Source organism: Kurthia huakuii LAM0618, from assembly GCF_000505545.1.
In the GTDB taxonomy this organism is placed as follows: Bacteria; Bacillota; Bacilli; order Bacillales_A; family Planococcaceae; genus Kurthia; species Kurthia huakuii.
The window spans coordinates 788,081-811,364 of record NZ_AYTB01000008.1 but is presented as its reverse complement, the minus strand read 5'-3'; the positions used below and the strand labels follow the sequence as shown (position 1 = coordinate 811,364).

Genomic DNA, 23,284 nt, shown 5'->3' with positions numbered 1-23,284 from the left:
AAGGCACTCTGATAATTAGGGATGTGAATGATGTGGTCCCAAACTGGATTACACAGCGTGCGATGATTTCACCGCATCGCACCGCGCTACGCTTTGACAAACAGGCGTGGACATATAAACAACTAAATGAACAATCAAAGCAGTATGCTAGTAAACTTATCACGCTAGGCATTGAGCGCGGCGACCGTGTAGCGATTTATGCGCCGAGCACGCCAGCAATTATTCAAATGATGCTCGCGTGTATGCAGTTAAAATGTGAAATGGTGTTATTAAACTTACGGTTATCTGCTTATGAGCTCGCGTATCAACTAGACGATGCTGCCGCATCAGCCATTTTAGTCGCAGATGAGCTTGTTGAACGTTTACCTGAAACAGCTATCGTACTGCATCGTTTTTCGGCGATTGAAGCGGCGGCAGAAACACCGTCTTTATTTAATGATACGTGGGACGACGCGGCGACGATGACGATTATGTATACGTCTGGTACGACCGGATTTCCAAAAGGGGTGCGCCAAACAGTCGGCAATCATGTCGCCGTTGCGACGTCATCGCTCTACAATACCGGTCTTCGTGACGATGATGCGTGGTTATGTACGATGCCGCTATTTCATATTAGTGGCTTTTCGATGCTCGTGAAATGTTTAGTACAAGGTGTACGGTTAGATTTATATAAAAAATTCGATGAAAAAACCATTGCGACCGAGTTAGTCAATGGTACGGTATCGCATATGTCGGTCGTTGCGGTTACGCTAGAGCGTCTAATTACCGAGCTTGAAGCGCGCGGTGCAGTCGTATCGCCAAAATTCCAAATGATGTTGGCTGGTGGCGGCCCGGTGCCGGAAAGTTATTTATTACGTGGTTTTGACCGCGGTATTCATATTGCACAAACGTATGGCATGACAGAGACGGCGTCACAAGTCGCTACATTATCGAGCGAGGATGCGCTCCGAAAAATTGGTTCGGCTGGCAAGCCATTGTTCTTCAATCATGTACGTATTGATGGTGCACTAAAACCAGGCGATATTGGCGAAATTTGTGTGAAAAGCGCACAGGTGACGCCCGGGTATATTGGGCGTTTTTCACAATGTGACTCGACGAAGGACGGGTGGTTGCATACGGGTGACGTTGGTTACTTAGATGCAGAAGGCTATTTATATGTCGTTGACCGCCGCTCGGATTTAATTATTTCAGGTGGGGAAAATATTTATCCAGCCGAAATTGAAAATGTTTTAGCAGCACATCCGGCTGTGAAAGAGGTTGGGGTTTGCGGGATTGATTCCGATGAGTGGGGGCAAGTTCCGGCGGCGTTTATTGTCGCAAAAGATGCGGCACAGTGCACCCAACTTGAAGCGTATTGTCAGGAACGACTAGCGCATTATAAAGTGCCGAAATCATTTCATATTGTTGAGGAGTTACCGCGCAACGGCTCCAATAAATTAATGCGCCGTCATTTAAAAGATTTATTATAACGAAAATGAGGCTGGGACAAAAGAAAAAATGTGAGGCGATTTTGAAAATCGCCTCACATTTTTTTGCTTTCAAGCGCATTAAATGATTCATTTAGACAGGGAAATTACGACTCAAATTTTATATTTCTCCTAAAAATCGAGTTATGTCCTAGCCTCTTTTTTATTAATTATGTTGAATCCAATGTTGTAAAAATGGAATAAATGTACGAGAAGCAGGTGATAAACTTTTAATTTCCGTTTTAGAAGCAACACCGATTGTGCGCACACATTCATCGCTAATCGGGCGACATTCGATATCATCACGGTGATCTTCGATGAGCAATTCAGACAACAATGTAATCCCTAACCCACGTTTGACCATCGCAATAATTGCTTCATCACCACGGATTTGATACGTCACATTTGGATGGACACGCGCCGCTTTAAAAATCGCTTGTGCATCTTTATGTGTGTCATCATATGGCATGATGCATGATTCTTTTTCAAACGTATGAATATCAATTTTTTCAAGTTGTGTTAGCGGATGTTCTTTCGGCAAAATCGCTAGCATACGGTCGTCTTTTAACGGTAAGAATGGGTAAGTATCGGTCGGTTGAATCGTGCCAATCGCGAAATCAATACTGCCACCATCGAGCCATTCATGAATTTCGCGTGAGTTCCCTTCAAAGAGCTGAATCGCAATTTTGGGGTATTTTTCATGGAATAATTTCAACACTTCAGGCATCCAATGGACACAAACAGAGGCATAGGCGCCGATACGGACAGTACCGACATCAAGGCCATGTATCGCATGTACGGCTTCTGATAAATGCTCATAGCGTACGACAATGTCCTCCATAATCGGCAATAGTTGCGAGCCATTATCGGTTGGCTGCACCCCATTTTTACTACGAATTAACAGCGCAAAACCGTAATCTTCCTCTAAACTGTGAATCATATGACTAATGCTTGGTTGCGTGTAGTCTAATGCTTCAGCGGCTCTTGTTAAGCTACCATATTTAACGGCGGCGATATAAGCCTTTAATTTTAATATACTCAAAGAGTTCACCTTACTTATAAATTTTTTATATAGATAGCATTGAATAAATTCAATTTACTAATATTAAAATTATCACTACAATGAAAAGGAATCAAGCGCTATTTCCAATGGTAATTGCCAAATGCCAAACATTTGGTGCGATGTAGGAAATAAAGAAGTAAAACAGCGCTTTAGTGCGAAAAAAATTTGTGAAACACTAGAAAGAATCTCAATAGAAGATAGGGGTAACCGTTTTGGCAGCGTATATCGTGCAATTTATTATTGGTGGGACCGTCATGATGTTAGCAGCAATGCTCAGTCAATCGAAATATTTATTTTTATCAGGTGTGATTACACTATTACCAATTTTGACATTAATGAATTTAAATTTACAAGTACATAATATGACTGCAGAAACGTTCCATATGACGCAGCGCAACGGGATTATTGGCGCAATCGGTATGATTGTACTCATGCTGATGATTTATTATTGTTCAGGCTTTATGAAACCTGCACAATCCGTACTTGTTGGCGTAGGTGTGTATGTTGTGTTTATGGTCGTATCGAAAGTAACATTTGCGTAAGTAAAAAGGGGCTTTGACAAAGCATTTTATTTTCCTTTTTTAGCGTTCGCAACGAAAAACCGGAATGGCGCCACCGCGCGATTCCGGTTTTTCTTATGCTCATAGGAGATGGAGCTTTTACACGTATGTCCAAGCCTCTTTTTACTAAGTGGTCATAATGTCGATTACTTTGGCATATAAATATTTTTTCGGATTTGCGCGGGTCATTTTTGCTGTAACAGTGCCTTCTACAAGCGCATACATCTCGTCAAAGTAGTTCTGCAATGCATCGCGGTCTTCAATAATAGCGGCTACTAAAATCGTGTGCACGCCGAATTTGTTCGCGCGCTTTAAAATGCCCATTGCGGCTTTGCCGGACAAGGTTTGTTTATCAGATTTCCCTTCACCTGTTAGGATGACATCTGCTTGTGCTAATGCTTCGTCAATCTGAATCGCATCGAGTACAACGTCAATGCCAGATTGTAACGTAGCCGGGAAGAATGCTAAAAATGCGCCACCTAGCCCACCGGCAGCACCAGCACCAGCACCAGCAAGATGATGGAGAGCTAGGCGTCCTGTTTCGGCAATTTTATTCGCAAAATGTGTGAGATTGGCGTCTAATATGTCAACGGTTGAAGAGGTTGCGCCTTTTTGTGGACCAAATACCGCGCTCGCTCCGTTAGGGCCAACAAATGGATTGTCGACATCACAAGCAATCGTGAACGTACAAGCGGCAATACGCTCATCAAAATGTGTAGCATCTAGTCGAACAAGTCGCTGCAAATCACGTGGTACTGTAATCTCACGCTGTGCAGCATCGTAAAACTTCATGCCAAGCGCGCGCAGCATACCGAGACCACCATCATTTGTTGCGCTTCCGCCAATGCCAATAATAAAATGCCGTGCACCGTTATCTAAAGCATCGCGAATTAATTGACCTGTACCATACGTTGTCGCAAGAAGCGGATTCCGTTCCTCAACGGATAAATGGGGTAAGCCAGATGCCTTCGCTATTTCAATTATATAAGTAGAGCCGTTACCAAGTATGCCATAGCACGTTTCAATAGGGCGGTGCAATGGGTCTTGTACCGTCGCCTGAATATAGTGGCCATTTGTAGCCGCTACTAACGCTTCAAGTGTCCCTTCACCACCATCTGCAACCGGGAGCTTCGTTACGGTAAATGACGGTTGTACGGCATGAATAGCTTCAGCAATCGTTGTCGCAACGGTTGCGGCATCTAATGAACCTTTAAATGAATCTGGGCTGACGATAATGTGCATACGTACCATCCTTTCGACTACGTTATCATAGGAAAAGCATACAAAAAAAGAGCAGCATTGCGCTACTCATTTTCTAATATTTATTTAAATGCTTGCGCGGCATGTACGGCTTTTTTCCAGCCGCTATATAATTCATCGCGCTCAGCATTTTTCATCGCCGGCGTATATTGTTTATCTAAGTTCCAATATGCGGCAATATCATCTGTTGAGTTCCAAAAGCCAACTGCAAGGCCTGCTAAATAGGCAGCACCTAATGCGGTCGTTTCATTAATGACAGGGCGATCAACCGGCACATTTAATAAATCCGCTTGGAATTGCATCAGGAAGTTATTCGCTACTGCACCGCCGTCGACGCGCAGTTTCGTTAGTGGAATGCCAGCATCAACTTCCATGGCATCTAAGACATCCTTCGTTTGGTAGGCAAGGGATTCCAATGTAGCACGTACAAAATGCTCTTTTGACGTACCGCGAGTTAAGCCAAATACCGCACCGCGAACATCTGAATCCCAGTAAGGTGTGCCCAAGCCAACAAATGCTGGTACGACATAGACACCTTCTGTTGAAGCAACGCGCGCGGCATACATTTCAGAATCTTTTGCATCGCGGAACATGCGCAAACCATCGCGCAGCCATTGGATAGCAGAGCCGGCAACGAAAATACTGCCTTCAAGTGCATACGTCACTTTGCCATCAAGCCCCCATGCGAGAGTTGTTAATAAACCATTCGTTGATTTCACGGCTTTTTCGCCGGTATTCATCAACATAAAGCAGCCGGTTCCGTACGTGTTTTTCACCATGCCTTGTTCAAAACATGCTTGGCCAAATAAGGCCGCTTGTTGGTCGCCAGCAGCACCGGCAATCGGCACATTTTGACCGAAGAACTGTGCATCTGCAGTATGACCATACACTTCAGAAGAAGGGCGCACGTTTGGCAGCATTGATGCAGGAATTCCTAAAATAGTTAACAATTCGGTATCCCATTTCAAATCATAAATATTATACATCAACGTACGCGATGCGTTTGAGTAATCGGTGACATGCACTGCGCCATTGGTCAGTTTCCAAATAATCCACGTATCCATCGTACCGAATAATAAATCGCCGGCCTCTGCTTTTTCACGCGCCCCTTCGACATTGTCTAAAATCCATTTCACTTTTGTGCCAGAGAAGTAGGCATCAATTAATAAACCGGTTTTATCACGGAATACGTCGTTGTAACCGTTTTCTTTTAAATTTTCACAAATATTCGCCGTTTGACGTGATTGCCAAACAATCGCATTGTAGACGGGCTTCCCAGTATGTTTATCCCATACAACAGTCGTTTCTCGTTGGTTTGTAATGCCGATACCGGCGATTTGTGTAGCTGATACATGTTTATCGGACAAGACCGTTGCGATACAAGACAATACCGATGACCAAATCTCTTCTGCATTATGTTCTACCCAACCAGCTTGCGGGAAATATTGCGGGAATTCTTGTTGATATGTGTGAAAAATCGTGCCATCATGATTGAATAAAATCGCCCGAGAGCTTGTCGTTCCTTGGTCTATTGCTAAAATGTATTTTTTTTCTGTCATCGTAAATCCCTCCAAATAAGTATTAATCGTTGTCTTTGACATGTTTAACGGTCATTTGTGCCGCGATAAAAATGGCTAAAATAATAATGGCAACAAGCCAAAATGCTACGGAATTTTCCCCTTCAAATAATTGTTGGAAAAATAATGCCCCAAAAACGCCGCCGATGATTGGACCAACAACAGGTACCCAAGCGTAAGACCAACCCGAATGACCTTTCCCTGGAATCGGTAAAATCGCATGGGCAATACGCGGGCCTAAATCACGCGCAGGGTTGATTGCATAACCTGTTGGGCCACCAAGTGCCATACCGATGACAACAATCAGCATCCCGACTAAAAATGGATTTAACCCATCGACAATATCGTTTGTACCAAGTGCTAAAATACCAAGAACAAGTGCAAATGTACCGATGATTTCGGCAATTAAGTTAGATAATGGGTGATTGATTGCCGGCATTGTGGCAAAAACACCAAGCTTAGCTGCCGAGTCGATTGTGCCTTTCCAATGAGGTAAGTACATGAAGTATACTAAAATCCCACCTAAAATGGCACCGATAAGTTGCGCTAAAATATACATTGGTACGTCTGCCCACGGGAAATTTCCAATCGTTGCAAGACCGATTGTTAGTGCTGGATTTAAGTGTGCGCCGCTAATGCCACCTACCGCATAGGCTGCCATTGCGACGGCTAATCCCCATGCAAATGTAATGACGACCCAACCGCCGCCAAAGCCCTTTGATTTATGTAGTGATACGCCGGCTACGACGCCACCCCCGAATAAAATTAAGAGCATCGTCCCAACTAATTCAGCTGTGAATGTTGACATAAAAGTTCCCCCTTTGTAATCGCTACGCCATAAAAAAAGAGTCCACATCAAAACAGACCGCAAAATGTATGCGGCTGCATGAATGTGAACTCCTAAACCAATCACGAGCGTATGAACTTGATTACATTTTAGAGAATAAATGGTACATCGTCAACTATTTTTCGAAAGTTTGCCACAATTCCTTATTGGATGTCGTCACCGCAACGGCTCCAGCTGTAAGCGCTTCCGCTACATTTTCTTGCTGGCGTATCAATCCACCTGTAATAACAGGAATTTTTGTCCGCTGATGAATTTCTGAAATCATTGATGGAATAATACCGGGGAGCAGCTCAATATAATCAGGCTTTGCGGTATCAATCATTGAATAGCTTTTTTCAAGCGCAATTGTATCGATTAAAAAGACGCGCTGGATGGCAATGATGCCACGCGATTTGGCTTTAATGAGCATATTCGAGCGCGTTGAAATAATGCCAGCTGGGCGCACATCATTACATAAAAAATCGGCCGCAAAATTATCGGTTTTTAAGCCATGAATTAAATCAGCATGAATAATTAATTTTTTATGATGACGATCGGCTTCACGCTTTAATGACAACAAGTGACTAATATGCACTTCAAGTAGCACAATGTATTCAAATGGACTGTTTAGCACTTGGTCAAACTGTTTAACGGTCCGTGCTGCCGGTATAATTTGTTGGTTATTAAAATACATATCAAAACCTCGTTTCTCTAGTAAAAAAGGAAATCGCGCCATGACGCGATTCCCTCATTAGCTACTTTTTTATTATAGCGCAGTAGTGGCGCGTGTAATTTCTGTTGTTAAGTCAGTAGCGTATTGTTCGTGCTGTGCATCTGACCAGCCAAGTAGTGCCGCCATTTCATTTAAAATCGCTTCTTTGTGTGCTTGCACGTCAGCGATATTGAAGAACATATTGGCCGTACGACGAATCATAAAGTCGTTTGGATGCACGACCATTTCATGATGCACACCGTATAAGAGCTGCGCATATAAACCTTGTGGAATGGTCGCATGTTGTTTTTGTGCATAACTAAACACCATATCGACATTGGCACCGTAATGTTGTGCTAGATGGCGTGCTTCTGCTGATGACAAGCCAAGTTCCATGCCTTTTGCCGTACGATGGCTAATAAATTGTGCTAAATTTTGTGAGCCACCAATATCGCCACCAGAAATATGAATATGCTTTGTTGTACATGGCAGTGATGTGATGCCAAACTCAGCTTTTAATTCTTTTGCAATCGTATTTAATACGGTTTCAGCCATTTTACGGTAGCCCGTTAATTTACCACCAGCAATCGTCACAAGACCTGTTGCAGATTCCCATACTTCATCTTTACGTGAAATTTCAGAAGGGTTTTTACCATCTTCATGAATCAATGGGCGTACACCAGCCCAGCTTGATTCGATATCGGCATCCGTTACTTGCACAGTAGGGAACATATAGTGAATCGCTTTCATAATATAATCGCGGTCCTCTTGCTTAATATTCATGTCGCGTGGGTCGCCTTCATAGAAAGTATCGGTCGTACCCACATACGTTTTCCCGTTACGTGGAATCGCAAACACCATGCGGCCATCTGGCGTATCAAAATAGACCGCTTGGTGAAGCGGGAATGTTGTTTCATCAAAAACGATGTGTACACCCTTTGATAAAATTAAATGTTTGCCAGTTTGTTTTCCTTCGATTGAACGGACGTCATCAACCCATGGACCTGCCGCATTGACAACTTTTTTCGCGCGAATCGTAAATTGCTTATTACCAATTAAATCTTCGGCTACGATGCCGTTAATACGTTTTTTATCATTGTATGTGAAATTAACCGCTTTTGTATAGTTATTGAGTACTGCGCCTTTTTGAATCGCGGCTTTCGCGACTTCAATCGTTAGACGAGCATCATCGGTACGGTATTCAACGTAAACACCACCACCGCGTAAGCCCTCTGTTTTGACTAATGGTTCTTTCGCTTGTGTTTCAGCTGCAGAAAGCATTGAGCGACGTTCAGAACGTTTAACACCCGCTAAGAAATCATACGTGCGTAGCCCAACATTTGTTGAGAGCTTCCCAAACGTACCCCCTTTATGGAATGGTAGCAGCATCCACACCGGCGTTGTGACGTGCGGGCCATTTTCGTAGACAATCGCACGTTCTTTCCCTAATTCTGCAACTTCTTTGATTTCAAATTGCTTTAAATAACGCAAACCGCCATGCACTAATTTTGTCGAACGACTTGATGTTCCGGCCGCGAAATCTTGCATTTCAACTAATGCGACCGATAAGCCACGCGAAATCGCATCCAGTGCAATTCCGCAACCTGTAATCCCGCCGCCGATGATTAATAAATCATATTCCTTGTTTTGAAGTTCCTCAATTGTAGCATAACGTTGTAACGATGAAGCTGTACTCATAAAAGTTCCTCCTTTTAGATACGAAAAAAAGAGACCATTAAAAGCACATGCATTCATGCATATGTTTTTAATGGTCTCTCAATCGCTCAAACCTACTATTAACTTGCCTCCATTGTAATGGATAGGACAGTAGAATTCAAGCGAAAAGAAAAAGAGCCTACGATGTAGTAAGCTCTCGTTCGACTTTATTTTGATAATGCGGTTTGGAATGTTTTTAAGTTATCTTCCATGATTGAAAAGTAATCGCGTTTATTAGCGATATCTTCCTTCGTTAAGACACTTAAATTATGCACTGTTAAATTTTTCGCACCGATATCCTTTTGAATAACCGCCGCTAGTTTTGATGACACATTTTGTTCGAATAAAATGTAATGAATATCGTCTTTTTTCGCCTGTGCAACAATCGTTGTTAATTCTTTTTGCGACGGCTCATCTTGTGAGTTTAAACCAGCGACAGATACTTGCTTAAGTCCGTATGTGCCTGCAATATAGCCAAATGCCGCATGTGACACATAAAATTCTTTCGTGTCAGCATCTTTTGCCATCGTTTTATAATCGCTATTTAATTGTTGGAGCTTGTTCACAAGCACATCATAATTTTTTTCATAATCTGCTTTATGTTGCGCATCTTTTTTTACGAGCTCGTCTTTAATCACGAGTGCTAAGTCTTGGCTAATGACTGGTGATAACCAAACATGTGGGTCAACATTGCCGTGGTCATGACCGTCTGCTTCGTGCGCATGCTCGTCATGTTCATCATGTTCATGCGTTGCGGTGCTGACATGTAATTTTTCTTCATCGATATTTTTCGTTGTTTCAATCATAGAAACATGTTCATTTGCTAATGTTTTCTCTGCATTATTAACGAATCCTTCAAGACCTAAACCGATATAGAAAAATAAATCGCTATCGGCTAGCTGCATCATATCTTGTTGTGTTGGCTCAAATGTATGCTCATTTGTTCCGGGTGGATAAATAGAAGATACTTCTACATGCTCGCCACCAATTTGTTCAGCGAAATATTGTAATGGATACACCGTCGTATAAACGCTTACTTTATCCGACGAACTTGCTGTTGATTTAGGATCATCGCTACCGCAAGCTGCTAATACGACAGCAGTTAACGCAAAAACGATGAGTGAAATCATTTTTTTCATAGTTTGCCACCTCGACTTATAAAATTTTTTAAATAGTAATTATTACGATTTATAATTAATAACAAAAATAACTATATCGTACTGATTACGATTTGGCAAGTGGAAAAAGAAAAAACCATCGAAATTATTTCTTTTTCGATGGCCATTCTAATGGTACGGGGTCATAGCCGCCTTTACATAATGGCTGGCAACGCAAAATCCGTTTAATTGTTAAATAACCGCCTTTAAATGCGCCAAACCGCGATACAGCTTCAATACCATAGTTTGAACATGTTGGATGAAAACGGCAGCTAGGTGGAAATAATGGAGAGATTGCTTTTTGATAGAGGCGGAAAATCGCAAGTATCAGTTTTTTCATGCTAATCGATTCTTCTTTCTGCGCATAGTTTCTATAGTAAGTATAGCGAAAAGAGGCTGAAAAAGCATTGTATACGATTGGCGTATAATGCCGATATAAAAGATAGTGTGAAGGGAGGAAGAAGTATGGATGTCAGTTCAATTATGTCAATGCAGTTGATGGAGTTACAGCAAACGGTACAAATGAGCATTATGCAACAGGCGATGAATATGGAAACAACCGCGGTTGCACAATTAGTCGAGCAAATGCCACAAACTGCTGCACCGTCACTTGACCCGAATATTGGTCAAAACTTTGACATGTCTGTCTAAGTTAAAAGCATAAAAAAACGGGTAAATGCGAAATAGGGCATTTATCCGTTTTTTTAATTGCACAGTATTGATACACTGACAGTATGAAGGAGTGAAGGTAATATGTTTTCCTATACCGATTTAAATGGTCACGGCGTAGATTTGTCGTTTAAAAAAGATGCTTTTGCATTGGAGCCGACGCACGTACTTGTCTTAGCAAAATACGAAGGGCGTTGGTTGCTAACAAAGCATCGCGAACGGGGCTATGAATTTCCCGGTGGTAAGCAAGAGACCAGTGAAACGTTAATCGAAGCGGCGGCGCGCGAAGTATATGAAGAAACAGGGGCGCATCTTGAACAGATTACGTGGCTAGCGACATATGTTGTACAACAAAATCCACCGTTTGGTAAAGCTGTTTATATTGCGAATGTGACGTCATTAGAGTCAGATTATAAAAAGCATGAAACAGAAGGTGCCATTTTGATGACCGATGATGAATTATTAAATTGCCAGCAATTAAGTTTTCATATGCAAGATAGCGGTATGAAAAAGATGATTGAAAAGGTGAGCGAACTTGAAGACAAGTGGCACGATTGAGGCGATAAGAGATTATCCTTCGCCAAATTCAACTATTCGACTCCAGGAGATTACATACTGGTCTGAAGGAATTCGCGTGAAAGGTATGTTAGCTTGTTCAAAAGAAGTAGCGCACGATGAGGGCTTGTTGTATTTACGTGGTGGTATTCAAGGGGTTGGCATGGTACGACCAGCGCGCATTGCCGAAATTGCGGCGCAAGGATTTATTGTGTTTGCGCCATATTATCGAGGGAATCGCGGGGGAGAAGGACGCGATGAATTTGGAGGCGTAGACCGCTTTGATGCGGTACATGCTGTGGAGGTTTTAAAACAGTTCTCGGCACCGCGTATTCATGTGTTTGCGTTTTCACGCGGGGGGATTATGGCATTATGGACAGCTATTTTACGCGATGATATTACGTCTGTTGTCACATGGGGCGGTGTATCAGATATGACGCTAACATATGACGAGCGCGTTGATATGCGCCGCATGTTAAAGCGTGTTGTTGGTGGTTCTCCAATGAAAATGCCTGAAGCATATGAAGCACGTACACCTCTATCACGCATTGCAGAGATTAGCTGTCCTGTGTTAATTATTCATGGCGCACAGGATGGTAATGTACCGCTTACGCATGCTAAACGCTTAGAACACGCGCTACAAACAGCTAATAAAACGTATGAAACATTGTATGAGCAACAATATACGCATTATTTTCCAATTGTAGCAAATCGCCAAGTAGTAGCGACTGCTTGTAAGTGGATGATAAATCAGGAGGGATAACACATGGGATATGTACACGTACAGCTACCACCGGTTAATCGACAGCAAGACTTTGACACGAATTATTGGTATTGGCGCCATTTATGGCTCTATTTTACAGATAAATTTTCATATGTAACGGTGCAATGTTGGAACGAAGAAACTATCGCAATTGATGAATTAAAAAATTATACGAACTTAATGCGTTCAGAAGGATTAGTCAAAGAATTTAAAGTAGATTTAAATGATCGTACACGTCAATTTTTTGTTGGAAACGCCGCGCTTGATGGCAAGTTAAAATGGTTTAATATTTTCTTCCATGAAGTAGCAGGACGCGAAGGATTAGAAATTCATGATTATGGCAGGGAGTTATCCTTTAATCGTATTACACGGGGCGATGCAGAAGACCTCGTTGAATTTTTTAGCCGCCACGAAGCTGACGTTAAATTTGTAGCGGATGAACAAGATTAATAAGAAGAAAAAGAGCCAGCGACGTTGCCGTCGTTGGCTCTTTTAAATAATTTTTTTGATTGTCAATCGAAGTTCTTTAAGAAATTAGACGCGAGGCGCACCATTTTTCATGATACCTTCAGCGACAGTACCAAATTTCTTGAAATTTTCGTGGAACATACCAGCTAATTTGATTGCAGTAGCATCGTATTTATCTTTATCTTCCCAAACGTTACGTGGGTCTAAGATATTAGAAGGTACGCCATCGATTTCAGATGGGATTTGTAGACCGAAGAATTTATCTTCTTTTTTGAATGAATTGTCTAATTTACCATCGATTGCAGCACGTACCATTGTACGAGTGTAAGAAAGTTTCATACGGCTACCTTCACCGTATTGACCGCCAGTCCAGCCAGTGTTTACTAAAAATACGTTTGCTTCGTGTTCATCAATTTTTTGACCTAACATTTCAGCGTATTTTGTCGCGTGTAATGGCATGAATGGTGCACCGAAGCATGTTGAGAATGCTGGTTCTGGTTCTACAACGCCGCGTTCTGTACCAGGAATTTTAGATGTGAATCCTGATAAGAAGTGGTACATTGCTTGGTCTTTCGTTAATTTAGAGATTGGAGGTAATACGCCAAATGCATCTGCAGTTAAGAAGATAATTGTTTTTGGGTGACCTGCAACTGATGGATCAACGATGTTTTCAATATTTTGAATTGGGTACGCTACACGTGTGTTTTGTGTGTATTGTGCGTCATCGTAGTCAGGAAGGCGCGTTGCTTCATCTACTACAACGTTTTCAAGCACTGTACCAAATTGGATAGCATTATAAATTTCAGGTTCTTTTTCAGCAGATAAGTTTAATGTTTTTGCGTAGCAGCCACCTTCAATGTTGAAGATTCCTTTGTCAGACCAGCCATGCTCGTCATCGCCTACTAATTTACGGTCAGCATCTGCAGATAATGTTGTTTTACCAGTACCAGATAAACCGAAGAATAATGTAACATCGCCTTCAGCACCAACGTTAGCTGAGCAGTGCATTGGGAAGATACCTTGTTCTGGTAATAAGTAGTTCATGATACCGAAGATTGATTTTTTCATTTCACCAGCGTACTCAGTACCACCGATTAAAACGATTTTCTTTTCAAGAGATACGATGATGAATGTTTCTGAAGCTGTACCATCTACTGCAGGATCTGCTTTAAATGTTGGAGCAGAAAGAATTGTGAAATCTGCTACATGGTTAGCCACTTCAGTTTGAGACGGACGAATGAACAATTGATGAGCGAAAAGGTTATGCCAAGCGTATTCATTTACAACGCGGATTGATAGACGAGAATCTTCGTCAGCGCCAGCGAAGCCTTTAAATACGAATACTTCTTCTTTTGCTTTTAAGTAATCAACTACTTTTTTGTATAAGTTATCAAATACTTCAGCTGAAATTGATTGGTTTACTTTACCCCAGTCGATTTTGTCTTTTGAACAATCTTCTTCAACGAAGAATTTATCGCGTGGTGAACGACCAGTATATTTGCCAGTTAGTGCGCGTACAGCACCGTCAGCAGTTAAGATTGCTTCATTACGAGATGTCGCTTTTTCTACTAATTGTGCTACTGATAATTGTTCCTTAATATTTTGACCAGCTAATAGTTCTGTTAATTCATTCGCAGTTTCTACTGAATTCATGTGTCGTACCATCCTTTTTTTAATTTATATGTTTAGTATGCCTTATTGGCTTGTTGTTAATTAATTATGGAATTAGTATAACACATTAAAATCAATAGTCTACATTAATACATCATTTTTTATAAAAATTATTTAAATATGACAAAATGGTTAAAGGAAGTAAAAGGTGTTTCGAAACAGCATTATTACGTTTTATTGTGTGTAACAGTTGTTGCAAAAGGCTATTTAAGGCTTCTGTATTACAACAGGTATTAAATATTTTTATTAGGTTATACTTATCCATAAAAAATATCATATATACGAATGCGTATGACCAATATTTTATATTTTTAGAGATAGTATAGGTCATCTATTGAACGGCGTTATTAAATGATTGACTTTCATAATAGAATCTATTAGTATTGGAAATTGAACGGATACTCTTATCCCGAGCTGGTGGAGGGTCAGGCCCTATGAAACCCGGCAACCTGCATGTATTCACAGCATGCGTTGGTGCTAATCTGATGCAAGGATTTTCCTTGAACGATAAGAGTGAAAGGTGCTTACGAAATTACCCCTTTCCTCATGTAACATTATGAGAGAAGGGTTTTTTTATTTTCGATTGTCATTACAATCGCCAAATGGCACTTTCTATAATACTCGTGTAAAAGCAGCTTCGGCTGGCTGGCATCTTAGAAGAGCAGCTCATTTTATGTTTCTTCTATATAATAGATGCTACACGGATAATGAGTACCGTATCTATCGAACTCGTATAGGAGGAACCCATATAATGGCTCAACGTCGACTATTTACGTCAGAAAGTGTTACAGAAGGACATCCAGATAAAATCTGTGACCAAATCTCAGATGCAATTTTAGATGCAGTATTAGAGAAAGATCCCAATGCACGTGTTGCATGTGAAACAACTGTTACGACAGGTTTAGTACTTGTAACAGGTGAATTAACAACATCTACTTATGTAGATATGAAAGGCATCGTGCGTGATACAGTAGCTGAAATCGGCTATACACGCGGCAAATATGGCTTTGATGCTGAAAACTTAGCAGTACTTGTAGCAGTAGGTGAGCAATCACCAGATATCGCGCAAGGTGTAGACCAAGCGTTAGAAGCGCGTGAAGGTTCTATGACAGATGAAGAAATTGAAGCAATTGGTGCAGGGGACCAAGGTTTAATGTTTGGTTACGCTTGTAACGAAACACCGGAACTTATGCCATTACCAATTTCTTTAGCGCATAAACTATCTCGCCGTTTAACAGAAGTTCGTAAATCAGGCGAATTAGCTTATTTACGTCCAGATGGTAAAACACAAGTAACAGTAGAATATGATGAACATCAACAAGCTGTACGCGTTGATACAATCGTTATCTCTACACAACATGATGAAGAAACAACATTAGAACAAATTCAAGCAGATATGAAAGAATATGTTATTAAACCAGTTGTTCCTGCTGAATTGTTAAATGAAGATACAAAATACTTCATCAACCCAACAGGCCGTTTTGTAATCGGTGGACCAAAAGGTGATGCAGGTCTTACAGGCCGTAAAATTATCGTCGATACGTACGGTGGTTATGCACGTCATGGCGGCGGCGCATTCTCTGGTAAGGACGCAACAAAAGTTGACCGTTCAGGTGCGTATGCTGCACGTTATGTAGCGAAAAATATCGTGGCTGCAGGTCTTGCAGATCGCGTAGAAGTACAACTTGCTTATGCAATTGGCGTTGCACAACCTGTATCGATTTCAATCGACACATTTGGTACAGGCGCTGTTCCAGAAGCGGAATTAGTAGAAGCTGTACGCGATTTATTCGACTTACGTCCAGCAGGCATTATTAAAATGCTTGATCTACGTCGTCCAATCTACAAACAAACAGCTGCTTATGGTCACTTTGGTCGCACAGACTTAAATGTTCCATGGGAAGAAACAAATAAAGCAGAAGCATTAAAGAGTCGTTTTAACTAATCTTTATTAACGAAAGACCGGGAATTAACTCCCGGTCTTTTTTTGTTGCACAAAAAAAGAAACCTTAAAAATAGCGAGAAAAATTTAAGGTTCCTTCTATTATAATAGTGTAAATTCTTACTTCGCTACACCAAGACCAGATGTTGCGAAGGTTTCTTCTAATTTTTGAAGCGCAAGATCTTCATCTGAACCATCGACGTTAATCGAAATTTCAGAACCAGTTGGGACGCCAAGTGACATTACGCCAAGAATTGATTTTAAATTAACATTTTTGCCGTCAAATACAAGGGTTGTCTCTGCTTGAAATTTAGAGGCTGCTTTCACAATCTCTGCTGCGGGACGTGCATGTAAACCTTCTGGCGCTGTAATCGTAAATTGTTTAGAAATCATATGAAATTCCTCCTTAGTATATATAAATGGTTGTTAGAAAATAGATCGTAGCATTTACCACTAATGTAGTGGCCTTTTAAAGAATACCATATTCTTCTTTTATGGTGGTAATGCTAAGTTATGCCTTATTACATCAGGGGAGGGGAGAGCAAATGACCTGTTTTTTATGTGGAAATATGATGAGCGTGCTGTTTTATATAAAGTAACCGTTTTCTTTTACTAAAAAAAGTAATAAATTGAGGAGATAATTAAATTTTTGTAACGTAACTGTGAAACATATTAAAAATGAAGTATTTTAATTTATCTAATAAAAGAAAATAAAGGGTATTAAAAGGGCATAAAGTTTTATTAAAAGTATTAAAATAAAGCTATTTCAAAAACGTGTACACAGAACGTTCAAAAACATTTAAAGAAAATGTGAAAATGACAATATTTTTATTTTTTTAGCGTATAGTTAGGTTTATAATTCAAAATGAATTGTAATGGAGGTTGATAACTTCTACGCGAAGGGTTTGTGAGCTTGGGTTTCCTAAAAATTCCTGATTTCAAGGTACATACTATCTGATTCAATGTTTTTTGATTGAATAGCAATTATAAGGGAATCGAGGTATAGGCACTGGCTTTGGGGGTTTTAGGGCACAAATTCGATCATCCTGCGCATTCACAAATATTTAATTTGTACCTTACAAACTAAATATCGGGGGACACACTTCAATATCCATTCAACGTTCTACTCATGTAGGATAGTTGTTTTAGAAGGGAGTACAACATGAGAAAAAAAGTACTAATCATGCCGATTGTTATGGCGTTTATGGCGCTAGTGTTATCTGGCTGTGAACCATTGATGGTATTTGATCCGAAAGGTCCGAACGCTCGTACACTTTCGACTACCATCTTAATTTCGATTGCTACAATGGTAATTATTCTTTTAGTTGTGTACATCTTACTTGCAGTTATTCTAGTAAAATACCGCGCGAGTAAATTACCGGCTGATTACGAGCCTCCTTTTGAAGAAGGTAACCGTAAGCTAGAATTCGTTTGGACAGCTATTCCAATCATTATCGTAGCATTCTTATCAGTTGTAACAATCTGGTCATTAGAAAAGGTTGAAAATCCACAAACGGAAGAGTATGCAAACACTGAACCTTTAGTGATTTACGCATCTTCTTCTGAATGGAAGTGGCACTTCAGTTATCCGGAACAAAACATTGAAACGGTTAACTATGTGAACATTCCAACAGATCGCCCAATTGAATTCCGTCTATACTCTTACGGTATGATGACAAGTTTCTGGGTACCACAATTAGCGGGTCAAAAATACGCTATGAGTGACATGACTACAACAATTCACTTAGCTGCAGATGAAGCAGGTGAATACTTCGGTCGTAACAGCTTATTCAATGGTCCTGGCTTCGAAGCACAACAATTCGAAGTACAAGCAATGGAACAAGCTAAGTTCGAAGAATGGACTCAAGATGTAAAAGCATCTGAACCAGAATTAACAGAACAAAAGTTCAATGAATTACTTAACGCAGCCCACGTTGGTCGCGAAAGCTTCTCTTCTACTCACTTATCATTCAGTCCAGCTCCAGCATCTCATGCAGAAATGATGAATGCAGAGTCTTATAACGAGTCAAAATCTGCTCAAACTGGTAACGGTACACTTAATATTCACCGTCACACTGGCAGTCACTAGTTTTAAAAATACTGAATAATAATCTTCTCGAAAGTAGAAGCAAGAAAGGAGTCACACTAAATTGATGAGTTTTGACGCAATCGTTGCACCGTTAAGCGAGCCTATGGTCTTTGGTACCTTTATTGGTATCGTTGTAGCTTCACTTGCTGTTGTGGTTGGTTTAACTTACTTCAAAAAATGGGGTTGGTTATACCGTGAATGGCTAACGACAGTTGACCATAAACGCATCGGTGTAATGTATATTTTTGTAGCTATTATTATGCTATTCCGTGGCGGCGTTGACGCATTATTAATGCGTGCGCAAACTGCGATTCCTGAGAATGGTTTATTAAACTCGGCTCACTATAATGAAATCTTCACAACGCATGGTCTTTTAATGATCCTGTTCGTTGCGATGCCATTCGTTATTGGTCTTATGAATATCGCGGTACCATTACAAATTGGTGCACGTGATGTAGCGTTCCCACGCTTAAACTTACTAAGCTTCTGGTTAACAGTAGCGGGTGCCATCTTAATTAACGTTTCGTTCATTTTTGGTGGTTCACCAAACGCAGGTTGGACAGGGTACTTCCCACTGTCTGGTCCTGAGTATAACCCAGGTGTTGGTAACAACTACTACGCTTGGTCAATCCAGATTTCTGGTTTTGGTACGTTAATGACAGGTATTAACTTCATTACGACAATTATGAAAATGCGCGCACCTGGTATGACGCTAATGAAAATGCCAATGTTTACTTGGTCTATTTTAATCACTAGCTTAATCATCACTTGTGCGTTCCCAGTTATCGCTGTTCTTATGGCTATGATGACTTTAGACCGTCAATTCGGTACGAAGTTCTTCGCTATGTCTGACGGTGGTATGGACATGCTTTACGCGAACTTATTCTGGGTATGGGGTCACCCTGAGGTTTACATCGTAATCCTCCCAGCCTTCGGTGTCTTCTCGGAAGTTATCGCTACGTTCTCACGTAAAAACTTATTCGGTTATGGCTCGATGGTTGCCGCAATGGTAGTTATCTCTACACTTGCATTCCTAGTATGGGCCCACCACTTCTATACAATGGGTCACGGCGTATTAACAAACGGTGTATTCTCAATCACTACTATGTTAATCGCGGTACCAACAGGGGTTAAGATTTTCAACTGGTTATTAACAATGCGCCACGGTAAAATCTCATTCACAACTCCAATGCTTTACGCTTTAGGCTTTATTCCGATCTTCACTATCGGTGGGGTTACCGGTGTAATGCTTGCAATGGCAAGTGCTGACTATCAATACCACAACACGTTATTCTTAGTTGCCCACTTCCACTATGTATTAATTCCAGGTACAGTATTCGCGTTATTCGCAGGTTATCATTACTGGTGGCCACTTATCTGGGGCTTCCGTCTTAATGAAAAACTTGGTAAAGCAGCATTCTGGGTTATGGCAATTAGCTTTAACGTTGCGTTCTTCCCAATGTTCATCCTTGGTTTAGACGGTTATGCTCGTCGTATGTACACATACTCAGCAGCTACAGGCTACGGCCCATTATCAATGGTTTCATTCATTGGTGCACTTGGTTTAGCCGTATCATTCATCTTAGTTGCTTACAACATTTACTATTCATTCCGTTACGCAAAACGCGAGGGCTCAGATCCTTGGGATGCGCGTTCTCTTGAATGGGCAGTTCATACACCAGCACCAAACTACAACTTCGCAGTTATTCCAACAGTTACTCGTCTTGATGAGTTCTGGTTCGCGAAGAAAGAAGGCCGCGACCTTCAAGCTGGTAAAATTGAAGATATTCACATGCCAAACAACTCACAAAGTGCGTTCTGGCAAGGTATGGCTATGACTTTATGGAGCTTCTTCTTCGTTTGGGCAGAGTGGATTCCAGCAACTATCTTCTTAGTAGCTACTTTAGCATTCATGGCTTACCGTTCATTCCAAAAAGACGACGGTTACCATATTCATGTTGCTGAAATCGAAGAAACAGAACGTCGCTATGACGAAAATGGCGGATTGCGAGGTGCTAAATAATGGCTCATCACGTTGATCACAGTCAACCATTAGAATACTCGACACCGCAAAACCGCTTAAACATTTACGGTTTCTGGATTTTCCTAGGTGCGGAAATCGTGTTATTCGCTACATTATTTACAGTGTACTTTACGTTATCTGATCGTACAGGTACAGGTCCAACAGGTGAGGAAATTTTCGAATTGACTCCCGTTTTAATTGAAACATTCTTATTATTAACAAGTTCATTCCTAATCGGTTTAGGTGTCCATGCGATGCGTCTTGGTCGTAAAACACCAATGATCGTATTCTACATCTTAACGTTACTATTAGGTTTAGGCTTCTTAATCGTTGAAATTGATGAATTCTTCTTATATGTCCATGAAGGTGCTACAATCACAACAAGTGCATTTGTATCTTCATTAATGACAACACTTGGTACGCACGGTGCCCACGTAACATTCGGTTTATTCTGGGGTACTGCCATTGTAATTCAAGTGATTCGTCAAGGTATTAATGCTCGTACAGCGAACAAAGCATTTATCTTCTCGCTATACTGGCACTTCCTTGATGTCGTATGGATCTTCATCTTCAGCTTTATTTACTTGAGAGGACTGATGTAATATGGCAGAATTATTTCCGAAAGAGCACGTCGTCGGCTTTATTGGCTCATTAGTCTTAACGATTGCTGCACTGTCCGTTGTGTGGTTCGACGTATCTATGGTTATTGGTATGATTATCCTGCTTGTTACAGCATTAATCCAAGCAGCTGTCCAATTAATGTTATTCATGCATATTGGTGAAACAGATGATAAAGTCGATATTTGGATTGCGACATTATTCGCATTCGGTATCGGGATTGTAACAATCGTCGGTTCATTACTTGCCATGGTTTGGGGTTACTAATCCCATAAAGATTGAGTTTCCCCCGAAGAAGGTTGCGAGATTTCTCGCAACCTTTTTTATTGCACAAAAAGAGGCTGGGATATACGTGTAACAATACCCTCTTAGATGAGCATAAGAAAAACCGGAATCGCGCTGTGGCGCGGTTCCGGTTTTTTGTTGCAAACGCTAAAAAAGGAAAAGGACATGTTTTGTCAAAGCCTCTTTTTGTGTATTAACGTAAAATTGGCGTTTGTTGCACGGATTTATAATACTGACTTTTTTCGCAGTATTCACGCAAAATACGTGCCATATCTTGTTTATCCTCGTCTGTCAACGCGCGTACTACTTTAGCGGGACGACCAAATGCTAACATATTAGGTGGAATTTTTGTTCCTTGTGTAACAAGGCTCCCGGCACCAATAAAAGCTCCTTCACCAATTTCAGCACCATCTAAAATGATTGAAGCCATACCGACAAGAGCACCTTTTTTTACGTGACAGCTATGTAGTGTCGCTTGGTGACCAATTGTCACATCGTCTTCTAAAATTAATGGATGTGCAGGGCTTTGGTGAAGACAACTTAAATCTTGAATGTTGACGCGTTCGCCAATAATCGTTGGAGAAACATCCCCGCGAATGACGGTATTATAGAAAATAGATGATTCTTTTCCAATTGTCACATCGCCGGTAATAACAACACCATCACCTAAAAAGACGGAAGGGTCGATTGTTGGCTCTTTATCTTTAAACGGGTATAGCATATCAAATCTCCTCATTTCATAAAAAATTTAATCTAATCGTACCAAACTACGTGTATTATTGGAACAGTTAAATGCATTTATGCGTTACAATGGAGAGAGTAAACAGAAGGAGCGATTTAATTTTATGTGGAAATGGGAAGCTGACGGACAAGCGCGAGGCGTTGCTGTCGTCATACATAGTGCATATGAGCATCATAGACGTTATGCGTGGCTGATTGAGGAATTACGCTCAAGAGGCTTCCATGTGATTGCTGGAGATCTTCCAGGGCATGGAGAGGACAGCAAACATAAAAAAGTACATGATGAAGCATTAAAAGATTACGAACGTTATGTGAAGTTGATGGTAGAGACCGCTTTTGATTATAATTTACCGGTGTTTTTATTTGGGCATGGTATGGGTGCAATTTTTGCGTTATATGCTGTCCAAAAATATCGTTATGAAGTGGCAGGATTAATATTAACGTCTGCATGGTTCCATTTGCAACACCAGCCATCACGCGTTTCAAATGCGGTGCCAGGGTTAAGCAAAATTGCTGGTAGTTTTAAAATCCACCATGATATTACAGTGAAGCAACTGACGCGTAGTTACGATGCTTATTTAGAAATTAAAGATGATATTATGTACAATTCTACTGTAACAGTCAAGTGGTACAATGAATTGCATCACTTTATGAAAGCATTACAACAATCTGAGAAGGGATTGCCAGACATTCCTGTTCTTATGATGAACGCAGGTGCAGATAAGGTGATTGATATAAGTTATGCGAAAAAATGGTTATTAAAACAGCCGATTTCAGATTTTACTTATAAAGAATGGCCGAAATGTCATCATGACTTATATTTAGAGCCTGAACGAGAATTAGTATTCGGTTATGTAGAAAGTTTTCTCTTTAACTCATTAAAAAATATCGGTTATATTGTAGAATAACAAAAACACCCTCGTAGACGTAGAGGGTGTTTTTATTATGGGGAATTTTAGAGGTACGGTAGTCAGATGACATATAAAGGATTATGACTGTAGTGTTTTTAAGGAGGACAATTTTTGCTGGAAAATTGAAAATAAAGTAATAATGGCGATATTAAAAGGTTTATAAAACATAAATTTTTATGTTTTGTCTGTTTGGAGAGAACAGAAAATAGCCA

At 40.7% G+C, this 23,284-nt stretch carries 23 protein-coding genes and 1 riboswitch; of the genes, 12 read left to right on the top strand and 11 right to left on the bottom strand.

Features of this window, described 5'->3' with window-relative positions:
• The first annotated feature begins 32 nt into the window (after positions 1-32).
• The gene (locus tag V514_RS0108360) at positions 33-1,469 is read left to right on the top strand and encodes an o-succinylbenzoate--CoA ligase (RefSeq protein ID WP_029499529.1); all 1,437 of its coding nucleotides are present in this window, start codon (positions 33-35) and stop codon (positions 1,467-1,469) included.
• 163 nt (positions 1,470-1,632) lie between these two features.
• On the opposite strand, the gene V514_RS0108355 is transcribed toward V514_RS0108360, so the two are convergent.
• Positions 1,633-2,517, bottom strand: a complete 885-nt coding sequence (locus V514_RS0108355; protein ID WP_235073189.1) for a LysR family transcriptional regulator — start codon at positions 2,515-2,517, stop codon at positions 1,633-1,635.
• Positions 2,518-2,741: 224 nt separating this feature from the next.
• On the opposite strand from V514_RS0108355, the gene V514_RS0108350 reads away from it, so the two are divergent.
• Positions 2,742-3,071, top strand: a complete 330-nt coding sequence (locus tag V514_RS0108350) for a GlpM family protein (protein ID WP_035944371.1) — start codon at positions 2,742-2,744, stop codon at positions 3,069-3,071.
• Between the two features lie 144 nt (positions 3,072-3,215).
• Here V514_RS0108350 and V514_RS0108345 read toward each other — a convergent pair whose 3' ends face one another.
• The 7 genes from V514_RS0108345 to yidD form a co-directional block, all read right to left on the bottom strand.
• Positions 3,216-4,331, bottom strand: coding sequence for a glycerate kinase (locus V514_RS0108345; protein ID WP_029499526.1), 1,116 nt, complete (start codon positions 4,329-4,331; stop codon positions 3,216-3,218).
• Between the two features lie 80 nt (positions 4,332-4,411).
• Complete coding sequence (gene glpK, locus V514_RS0108340) at positions 4,412-5,908, bottom strand: glycerol kinase GlpK (protein WP_029499525.1); 1,497 nt, start codon at positions 5,906-5,908, stop codon at positions 4,412-4,414.
• A gap of 22 nt (positions 5,909-5,930) precedes the next feature.
• Complete coding sequence (locus V514_RS0108335) at positions 5,931-6,734, bottom strand: MIP/aquaporin family protein (protein WP_029499524.1); 804 nt, start codon at positions 6,732-6,734, stop codon at positions 5,931-5,933.
• A 154-nt stretch (positions 6,735-6,888) separates the two neighbouring features.
• Positions 6,889-7,446, bottom strand: a complete 558-nt coding sequence (locus V514_RS0108330; protein ID WP_029499523.1) for a glycerol-3-phosphate responsive antiterminator — start codon at positions 7,444-7,446, stop codon at positions 6,889-6,891.
• A gap of 72 nt (positions 7,447-7,518) precedes the next feature.
• Entirely contained in the window at positions 7,519-9,162 is a 1,644-nt protein-coding gene (locus V514_RS0108325; protein ID WP_029499522.1) for a glycerol-3-phosphate dehydrogenase/oxidase, read from the bottom strand.
• Positions 9,163-9,347: 185 nt separating this feature from the next.
• Positions 9,348-10,319 carry a metal ABC transporter solute-binding protein, Zn/Mn family gene (locus V514_RS0108320; RefSeq protein ID WP_029499521.1) on the bottom strand — a complete coding sequence of 324 codons (972 nt, stop codon included), beginning with the start codon at positions 10,317-10,319 and terminating at the stop codon, positions 9,348-9,350.
• Between the two features lie 124 nt (positions 10,320-10,443).
• Positions 10,444-10,677: a membrane protein insertion efficiency factor YidD gene (gene yidD, locus V514_RS0108315; RefSeq protein ID WP_029499520.1), complete on the bottom strand. Its 234-nt coding sequence runs from the start codon at positions 10,675-10,677 to the stop codon at positions 10,444-10,446.
• A 125-nt stretch (positions 10,678-10,802) separates the two neighbouring features.
• Here yidD and V514_RS0108310 point away from each other — a divergent pair, with 125 nt between their 5' ends.
• The 4 genes from V514_RS0108310 (at position 10,803) to V514_RS0108295 (ending at position 12,774) form a co-directional block, all read left to right on the top strand.
• Positions 10,803-10,988, top strand: coding sequence for a putative motility protein (locus tag V514_RS0108310; protein WP_029499519.1), 186 nt, complete (start codon positions 10,803-10,805; stop codon positions 10,986-10,988).
• Positions 10,989-11,090: 102 nt separating this feature from the next.
• Positions 11,091-11,564: an RNA deprotection pyrophosphohydrolase gene (gene ytkD / locus V514_RS0108305; RefSeq protein WP_029499518.1), complete on the top strand. Its 474-nt coding sequence runs from the start codon at positions 11,091-11,093 to the stop codon at positions 11,562-11,564.
• Complete coding sequence (locus tag V514_RS0108300) at positions 11,542-12,324, top strand: alpha/beta hydrolase family protein (protein WP_029499517.1); 783 nt, start codon at positions 11,542-11,544, stop codon at positions 12,322-12,324. Before ytkD ends, V514_RS0108300 begins: the two co-directional genes overlap by 23 nt.
• A gap of 3 nt (positions 12,325-12,327) precedes the next feature.
• On the top strand, positions 12,328-12,774 hold the full coding sequence (locus tag V514_RS0108295; protein WP_029499516.1) for a hypothetical protein: 447 nt from the start codon (positions 12,328-12,330) through the stop codon (positions 12,772-12,774).
• Positions 12,775-12,858: 84 nt separating this feature from the next.
• Here V514_RS0108295 and pckA read toward each other — a convergent pair whose 3' ends face one another.
• Positions 12,859-14,445, bottom strand: a complete 1,587-nt coding sequence (pckA, locus tag V514_RS0108290) for a phosphoenolpyruvate carboxykinase (ATP) (protein WP_029499515.1) — start codon at positions 14,443-14,445, stop codon at positions 12,859-12,861.
• 419 nt (positions 14,446-14,864) lie between these two features.
• A riboswitch (SAM riboswitch) is annotated at positions 14,865-14,977 on the top strand.
• A 237-nt stretch (positions 14,978-15,214) separates the two neighbouring features.
• Here pckA and metK point away from each other — a divergent pair.
• Positions 15,215-16,408, top strand: coding sequence for a methionine adenosyltransferase (gene metK / locus V514_RS0108285; protein ID WP_029499514.1), 1,194 nt, complete (start codon positions 15,215-15,217; stop codon positions 16,406-16,408).
• A gap of 117 nt (positions 16,409-16,525) precedes the next feature.
• Here metK and V514_RS0108280 read toward each other — a convergent pair whose 3' ends face one another.
• Entirely contained in the window at positions 16,526-16,798 is a 273-nt protein-coding gene (locus V514_RS0108280) for an HPr family phosphocarrier protein (protein WP_029499513.1), read from the bottom strand.
• Positions 16,799-17,567: 769 nt separating this feature from the next.
• Here V514_RS0108280 and qoxA point away from each other — a divergent pair.
• The 4 genes from qoxA to qoxD all read left to right on the top strand — a co-directional run bounded on the left by qoxA (position 17,568) and on the right by qoxD (position 21,402).
• Complete coding sequence (qoxA, locus tag V514_RS0108275) at positions 17,568-18,494, top strand: cytochrome aa3 quinol oxidase subunit II (protein ID WP_029499512.1); 927 nt, start codon at positions 17,568-17,570, stop codon at positions 18,492-18,494.
• A 64-nt stretch (positions 18,495-18,558) separates the two neighbouring features.
• The gene (qoxB, locus tag V514_RS0108270; protein WP_029499511.1) at positions 18,559-20,517 is read left to right on the top strand and encodes a cytochrome aa3 quinol oxidase subunit I; all 1,959 of its coding nucleotides are present in this window, start codon (positions 18,559-18,561) and stop codon (positions 20,515-20,517) included.
• Positions 20,517-21,119 carry a cytochrome c oxidase subunit 3 gene (locus V514_RS0108265; protein WP_029499510.1) on the top strand — a complete coding sequence of 201 codons (603 nt, stop codon included), beginning with the start codon at positions 20,517-20,519 and terminating at the stop codon, positions 21,117-21,119. Before qoxB ends, V514_RS0108265 begins: the two co-directional genes overlap by 1 nt.
• 1 nt (position 21,120) lies before the next feature.
• Positions 21,121-21,402: a cytochrome aa3 quinol oxidase subunit IV gene (qoxD, locus tag V514_RS0108260; protein WP_029499509.1), complete on the top strand. Its 282-nt coding sequence runs from the start codon at positions 21,121-21,123 to the stop codon at positions 21,400-21,402.
• A 211-nt stretch (positions 21,403-21,613) separates the two neighbouring features.
• Here the strand turns inward: qoxD and V514_RS0108255 are convergent, their stop codons facing one another.
• Positions 21,614-22,141 carry a gamma carbonic anhydrase gene (locus V514_RS0108255; RefSeq protein WP_029499508.1) on the bottom strand — a complete coding sequence of 176 codons (528 nt, stop codon included), beginning with the start codon at positions 22,139-22,141 and terminating at the stop codon, positions 21,614-21,616.
• Between the two features lie 124 nt (positions 22,142-22,265).
• Between V514_RS0108255 and V514_RS0108250 the strand changes: the two genes are divergently transcribed.
• Positions 22,266-23,069: an alpha/beta hydrolase gene (locus V514_RS0108250; RefSeq protein ID WP_029499507.1), complete on the top strand. Its 804-nt coding sequence runs from the start codon at positions 22,266-22,268 to the stop codon at positions 23,067-23,069.
• Positions 23,070-23,284: the final 215 nt, after the last annotated feature.

Bases quoted from the DNA above. Each gene is read 5' to 3' on its own strand.
- V514_RS0108310 (WP_029499519.1), top strand. From the start codon at position 10,803: ATGGATGTCAGTTCAATTATGTCAATGCAGTTGATGGAGTTACAGCAA.
- V514_RS0108330 (WP_029499523.1), bottom strand. From the start codon at position 7,446: ATGTATTTTAATAACCAACAAATTATACCGGCAGCACGGACCGTTAAA.
- qoxA (WP_029499512.1), top strand. From the start codon at position 17,568: ATGAGAAAAAAAGTACTAATCATGCCGATTGTTATGGCGTTTATGGCG.
- ytkD (WP_029499518.1), top strand. From the start codon at position 11,091: ATGTTTTCCTATACCGATTTAAATGGTCACGGCGTAGATTTGTCGTTT.
- V514_RS0108295 (WP_029499516.1), top strand. From the start codon at position 12,328: ATGGGATATGTACACGTACAGCTACCACCGGTTAATCGACAGCAAGAC.
- V514_RS0108265 (WP_029499510.1), top strand. From the start codon at position 20,517: ATGGCTCATCACGTTGATCACAGTCAACCATTAGAATACTCGACACCG.
- V514_RS0108325 (WP_029499522.1), bottom strand. From the start codon at position 9,162: ATGAGTACAGCTTCATCGTTACAACGTTATGCTACAATTGAGGAACTT.
- yidD (WP_029499520.1), bottom strand. From the start codon at position 10,677: ATGAAAAAACTGATACTTGCGATTTTCCGCCTCTATCAAAAAGCAATC.
- V514_RS0108320 (WP_029499521.1), bottom strand. From the start codon at position 10,319: ATGAAAAAAATGATTTCACTCATCGTTTTTGCGTTAACTGCTGTCGTA.
- qoxD (WP_029499509.1), top strand. From the start codon at position 21,121: ATGGCAGAATTATTTCCGAAAGAGCACGTCGTCGGCTTTATTGGCTCA.
- V514_RS0108255 (WP_029499508.1), bottom strand. From the start codon at position 22,141: ATGCTATACCCGTTTAAAGATAAAGAGCCAACAATCGACCCTTCCGTC.
- pckA (WP_029499515.1), bottom strand. From the start codon at position 14,445: ATGAATTCAGTAGAAACTGCGAATGAATTAACAGAACTATTAGCTGGT.
- V514_RS0108250 (WP_029499507.1), top strand. From the start codon at position 22,266: ATGTGGAAATGGGAAGCTGACGGACAAGCGCGAGGCGTTGCTGTCGTC.
- qoxB (WP_029499511.1), top strand. From the start codon at position 18,559: ATGAGTTTTGACGCAATCGTTGCACCGTTAAGCGAGCCTATGGTCTTT.
- metK (WP_029499514.1), top strand. From the start codon at position 15,215: ATGGCTCAACGTCGACTATTTACGTCAGAAAGTGTTACAGAAGGACAT.
- V514_RS0108280 (WP_029499513.1), bottom strand. From the start codon at position 16,798: ATGATTTCTAAACAATTTACGATTACAGCGCCAGAAGGTTTACATGCA.
- V514_RS0108335 (WP_029499524.1), bottom strand. From the start codon at position 6,734: ATGTCAACATTCACAGCTGAATTAGTTGGGACGATGCTCTTAATTTTA.
- V514_RS0108345 (WP_029499526.1), bottom strand. From the start codon at position 4,331: ATGCACATTATCGTCAGCCCAGATTCATTTAAAGGTTCATTAGATGCC.
- glpK (WP_029499525.1), bottom strand. From the start codon at position 5,908: ATGACAGAAAAAAAATACATTTTAGCAATAGACCAAGGAACGACAAGC.